Origin of the sequence: Chamaesiphon sp. OTE_75_metabat_556, assembly GCF_031378165.1 — a bacterium.
Classification (GTDB): domain Bacteria; phylum Cyanobacteriota; class Cyanobacteriia; order Cyanobacteriales; family Chamaesiphonaceae; genus Chamaesiphon.
Genome location: NZ_JANNDR010000576.1, coordinates 1 through 5,816 on the forward strand (window position 1 = coordinate 1; position 5,816 = coordinate 5,816).

General features: G+C 46.4%; 5 protein-coding genes. All 5 read right to left on the reverse strand.

Annotated elements, in window-relative coordinates:
• Positions 1–1,129 (reverse strand): CmpA/NrtA family ABC transporter substrate-binding protein (locus RMO27_RS22685; RefSeq protein WP_309736802.1); only part of this gene is annotated, 1,129 nt, incomplete at its 3' end.
• Positions 1,130–1,144: 15 nt separating this feature from the next.
• On the reverse strand, positions 1,145–1,969 hold the full coding sequence (gene ntrB, locus RMO27_RS22690) for a nitrate ABC transporter permease (RefSeq protein ID WP_309736803.1): 825 nt from the start codon (positions 1,967–1,969) through the stop codon (positions 1,145–1,147).
• Positions 1,970–2,514: 545 nt separating this feature from the next.
• Positions 2,515–3,555 (reverse strand): fatty acid desaturase, encoded by a 1,041-nt coding sequence (locus RMO27_RS22695; protein ID WP_309736804.1) that lies wholly within the window; start codon positions 3,553–3,555, stop codon positions 2,515–2,517.
• Positions 3,556–3,899: 344 nt separating this feature from the next.
• A complete protein-coding gene (locus RMO27_RS22700; RefSeq protein WP_309736805.1) occupies positions 3,900–4,643 on the reverse strand; it encodes an isoprenyl transferase in 744 nt (247 codons plus the stop codon).
• 17 nt (positions 4,644–4,660) lie between these two features.
• Positions 4,661–5,596 (reverse strand): ferritin-like domain-containing protein, encoded by a 936-nt coding sequence (locus tag RMO27_RS22705; protein ID WP_309736806.1) that lies wholly within the window; start codon positions 5,594–5,596, stop codon positions 4,661–4,663.
• Positions 5,597–5,816 lie beyond the last annotated feature (220 nt).

The window sequence follows — 5,816 nt, forward strand, 5'->3', positions numbered from 1 at the left end:
GGCTTTGCGACTGCCAAAGAAAAGTTGAGTGGTCGTGGGGAATCGTTGACGTGGGCATATCAAAGAAAAGGGTCGTCTCCGAACTGTTGATCATGCGGGGTTGGTTGTCAAATCCGCCATAGTTAAAGCTGCCCACAATTCCAGGTCGAGTAAATTTAACATCTGCTCCAGTAAAAGAGCGTTGGGAAATGATGGTGGCGACCTCTTCGCGATTGGCAGGGTTGCTGCAATACTGGCAAGCTTCGATCGTCGCCTTGACTAGCGATCGATAGGTTTTGGGATAGTCCTGAATGAAAGATTCTTTTACAGCCAAGAGCCGATCGGGGTGCCCCTGCCAAATTTCCCGCCCTTGGATGAAAGTAAAGCCAATTCCTTCATTCCCAGAAATGGCGCGGGTATTCCATGGTTCCGCGACCATATAAGCTTGCATCGCACTGATGCGGGTATTGCTGACCATTTGCGGTGGCGGCGTGATTATCAGCCGGAGTTGGCGGAGAGAGTCAATGCCCACAGATGCGAGCAAGTAGCGAACAAAATACTCGTAGATGGACGAACTCTGCACCACCGCCCAAACATGATCGTCAACAGGAGAATTTTTCCAATAGTTGCGTAAATCGCGACCAAACGCCTCTAAATCACCACCATAGCTGTGCCAGGGTCTGACCCCACCATCCCAGAGTTGGTGATTCATCGTCAGGGCATTGCCGTGGCGATGAATCGTCATCGCTGCACAGAGGGGAAAGGGCTTTGCTCCTTCTGCACCCATGCGGGCATTAGTGACCGCGCCAGAGACCACTGGTGAGGCATCTAATCGCCCAAAAATGATGCCGTCGCGAGAATTGCCCCAACTGGCTTCTCGACTGAGGGTGACGTTTAAGCCATATTTGCGAAAAAAGCCTTTTTCCCAAGCAACGGCGAACGGCGCGCAGTCATTCACTGGAACATAGCCGATCGTCAGATTAGGCTTTTCTAGGCTGGCAGGGTCAATGATTGGCTGCATCGCGAGGGCTGCTGCTGACAACCGTCCGGGGTTGCGCGAGAATTGTTGACTACAGCTCGAAAATGCGATCGCGGAACCAGTAGCACCAATCCCTTGCAGGAAAGCTCGTCTTGTCCGCCGTGTATTCATGGGAGTCTCCACAGTTTAAGAGCGCGCAGGGCGGCGAGTCACGATGGTTTGTAATTTAGCGAGGGCGTAATCCAAAATTAGACCTGTTAACCCAATTACAAATACCGCTAAAAACACCGAACTCACATTCAGGCGGTTCCACTGATCCCAAACAAAAAATCCAATCCCAACGCCCCCTGTGAGCATTTCCACTGCCACAATCACCAGCCAAGCAATGCCCAAACTGATCCGTAATCCGGTAAAGATGTAGGGCAAACTGGCAGGCAGCACAATCTTGGTGAGTTGTTTCCAGCGGGGCATTTCCAAGACCTGTGCTACTTCTAAGTATTCTTTGGGAACGTTGCGAACTCCTTCCGCCGTATTGATGATGGTAGACCAGAGTGAGGTAATAAAAATCACGAAAATGGCGGAAGGTTCTGCCGCATTAAAAATCGCTAGGGCGATCGGCAACCACACCAGGGGAGAAACGGGCTTAAAGACTTGCACGATCGGATTCAAGGCTAGCCAAGCATTGCGGGATAACCCAATCCAAATTCCCACCGGAATTGCCACCACAGCTCCAAGCAAAAAGCCAATACAAACTCGTCGCAAGCTTGCCAATAGTAACCATCCAATCCCAAGATCACCAGGGCCGCGATCGTAAAACGGATCTAAAATAAAATCTAAATTCTTGAGGAGTGCTTCTGGTGGCGTAGGCATCATTTCCCGCCGGAACAGGGCAATTATCCACCACACCGCGATCGCACCAACAAACCCAGCTATGGGCAGTAGGATATTTGGTCTAAATAACCCCCGAAAAAGCTTCACTGCGGAAACCTTGGTCGCAAAAACTAGACGCATCAATATCATGAGTGGCAGCAACTTGTTTCAAAATGGACTGGCGCAACTGAGAGTCCAAATCAGAATTCTGTTAAAACCTGTACTACCTGTCAACGCCTAGATTGTCGATGCCCAAATTTAGACTCAATCTAGCTACTTATTATACAAAACTTTCCACCTATTCCCTAGAAATCGGGGCGATCGGCTAATCCGCATTTAAGTTACAGCTCTGTGAATAAACTCGCGATCGAGATTAATCTATTTAGCAATCCACTGTTATTGTGGGCGACTATGAACATATCATGGCAATCGCCAACTCATCTGATCGATCGATTGAATTAAGCAGGCAGTGGTGAATAATTATGGTGATACTAACAGATAAGATCCAGAAATGCTAAGAGAGAAATCGATCTGACTAGGATCGATTATTTGATTATCAGCCATACCGAACCCGATTGTGGTGATTTAGTGCGAGATATCTAGTGGATAGTGAAAAAAAGATGGGCATTTGCCCACCCTGTTTATTGATTTAAATTCAATGATTTTGTAAGTATTCCTAGGAAATGCTAGTTATTGGCATGAAACTCACGGAAGCTTTGATAAAATTCATTCTCTTCGTAGATATGACATTTATCGGTGATGTCTTTCATCAATTCCCAGCTAAACTCGCGTTCCTTGATATATTCACCCCAGTTCTCTTTAATAATTGCGTGAGCTTCCCGCAATCGGTAGGAAGGAATGGCGATCGAAATATGATGTGGCACATGGACATTGATATCGTGACAGAGGAACTCAACCCAAGCAGGGTAGTCACAATGTACGGTACCAGATAACTGCGAGATCGCTTCGTTCCACTCACCTTCAGGATTGAACGGAATATCTGCGGCAGTATGGTGGACGATCGTAAACGTACTCATCCAGAAGTGATATACCAACCACGGCAATACCCAAAACTTGATGAATCCCCAGATACCTAAAGTCCCAAGCATTACAGGGAAAATCAACGCAGCACCGATAACTACAAACAACGCCGAGAATTTGACATCATCTCTGGTTTTGCCGGCTGGGAACTTGCGCCAGTCAAAGTGGACTGCTGCCCAGTGGGGTAATGAAGCCAACCACCATAACCGCCCGCGCATTGCCTGATAGACAACTTGCAGCCATGTTGGGGCATCAGCATAAGCTTCCGGCCGCCACGGTTGCCAAGCATTGTCTACATCCATTTTATTGGTGTGTTTGTGGTGCTTTGCGTGTCCGTACCGCCAGCCATGGAAGGGATAGATCAGGGTCAACATAAAGAGATGACCGACGATATCATTGACCTTGCGGCTATTTGAAAAGGAGCGGTGGGCACAGTCATGTCCGATCGTGAAGCAGCCAGTCATCGCTGTACCTGTGAATACCCAAGCAAAAGGTAAGAGATACCAAGGCGCATAGGCGATTGCTGTCATGCCGAGGGTGACGGAGACAATCGTTTTGACCGTCATCAGGAAAGCTTTGGTGTTGTCTTTGGCAAAGACTTCTTTTGGTAAAGATTGGACGATGTGTTTGAGTTTAATCTTCGGGGACAGCGCGGTGGCTGGATTCGGATCGATCGATAAAGTCATGTAGCGGTTTAGATCTCCAGGATTTATGAGTACAGCACAGTCTTTGCTACTGTCAGTTAGACACCGCTCTATCGACAGATAAGTGGCAATTATGAGTTTGTAGCCAAACTAAGTACCGTTTTGTTAACAATCATTAATATTTATCCTACATCAGTCTGCGGCTGGGGTCTAGTAAGTCGATCGCAATTACAGGTCAGAACACATCGCCCAAACAGTCGATCGAGTCTAGTCATTCGGGCTAAATTAAGGTCTGATGACAAGAGTAGGTAAAGGTTTGGCAAGATCTACCGATCGATAGAGATCCCAATTCCGCACTCTAACCCCTATTCCCTATTCCCTACCCTCTAAACTTTCCCAAACCGCCGATGACGCTGCTGATAATCGGCGATCGCCTGCGTGAATTCATCATTACTAAAATCCGGCCACAGGGTATTGGTAATATGGAGTTCGGTGTAGGCCAGTTGCCAGAGCAAAAAATTACTCAGTCGCTGCTCGCCACTGGTCCGAATTAAGAGATCGGGATCGGGTAATTCATGCGTATCCAAATGTCTAGCAAAGATGGATTCATCGATCTGGTGGGGATCTAATGTGCCGAGTTGCGCTTGAGTAGCGATCGATTTACAGGCTTGGAGGATTTCATGACGACTGCCATAGTTAATCGCAATATTAAAAGTTACGGCGCGATTATCGCGAGTTTTCTCCGTCGATCTATCCATCATTTTTTGGAGACTGATCGGGACTTGAGATCGATCGCCTAGAAATCGAATTCTCACGCCTTCAGCGTACATCTGGGATAGTTCGCTATCTAATAAACCTTCAAATAAGCGCATCAGAAAATCGACTTCTGCGGCTGGTCTCCCCCAATTTTCAGTAGAAAAAGCATAGACAGTGAAGTTGGCAATACCCCAGTCCTTACAACACCTTAATAAGGATTTGACAGTTTTAGCACCTTGTTGATGTCCGGCAATCCTTGGCAATCCTTGTTGTTTCGCCCAGCGGCCGTTACCATCCATAATTGCTGCCACATGTTGGGGCATTTTAGTCGGATCTAAAATAGCTGGTAATTTGGTAATTAATTGAGTACTCATATATTTAATCGATCTAGTTATTTATAGTTTGTTAATCGATCTGCTGATGCCCCAAAAATGCGATCAAGATCTGCTGGAGTCAAGCTGTGATGCCAAGCTAATAGCCGCTGCATGACGAGATAAAACGTCGAGACGATCTGCCACCGATGTTGGTATGTCCATTGCTGCCAGTGAAGTACAGACAGCATCCTTTGGTAAGTTTTGAGTAGATTCCCATTTGCAGATCGACGTGGTAACAAATATCTACACCCTCTCAGCAATCGCAGTCCTGGAGCCGCTGGATACAACCAGATCCCAAACCCCCAAAACTTAATCAAATGATTGATTTCATCTTGGAGCATTTCGATTAGTACTTGTTGCAGTGTTCCTGTAGAATGCCCAATTAGCCACAGATATAAACAGGTCGCTCCATATTCAGTGAAAATTCGCGATAACCCATGTTGGTAAAGATCGTCATTAGGAGAATTTGTCGGTTGATAAGCTCGTGCCAGTTTGGGATTTGGATCGATCTTTTCACCGCTCAAGCGGTGATAAATGACCATCAGTGCTGGTGCATGACGACATTCTTCTAACTCCCAGATTCCTTTACTATTAGTGTTCCCATTGGTATCGATCGATCCACCAACAAATGTAGCCATCTGGGGATGAATCGGATCGAGATATTGGCGACTAGTCTGGGTATAATCGCGAATCGGGGCTTCGGTATCGATCGCGCCTTTGAGAATGGCTAAAAATAACGATGGCTCGATCCCAGTTATCAGATCGGAGTTAATACTTTGCCAATCAATCCGCGCCCACTTTCGGGGCTGTGGGCGATTGAATTGAGCTGGTAACTCTTGTAATAGATCTGTTAAATAATTTGGTTGGAAATAACGATCAAGTAGCGGCTGAATCGCGATCGAGAAATCTGTTTGAATTCGATCGATTCGCCGATCGGAAAGAATTAAAGTCATGACTTACGTACCAATACTGAGGTGTTAGTCCAACTATAAACTTCCGCATAAATACTGTCAGTCGGATCGAGTCGGGAATCTTATACTAGTAACAAGTCGGAAAAAGTCGGTAATAAATAAATATCAATGTGTAGCGATCGGTTATTGAATTAAAAAATTCCAAATTTCACTCCCTATCCCCTATCCCCTATCCCCTATCCCCTAATCGATGAATATAGAT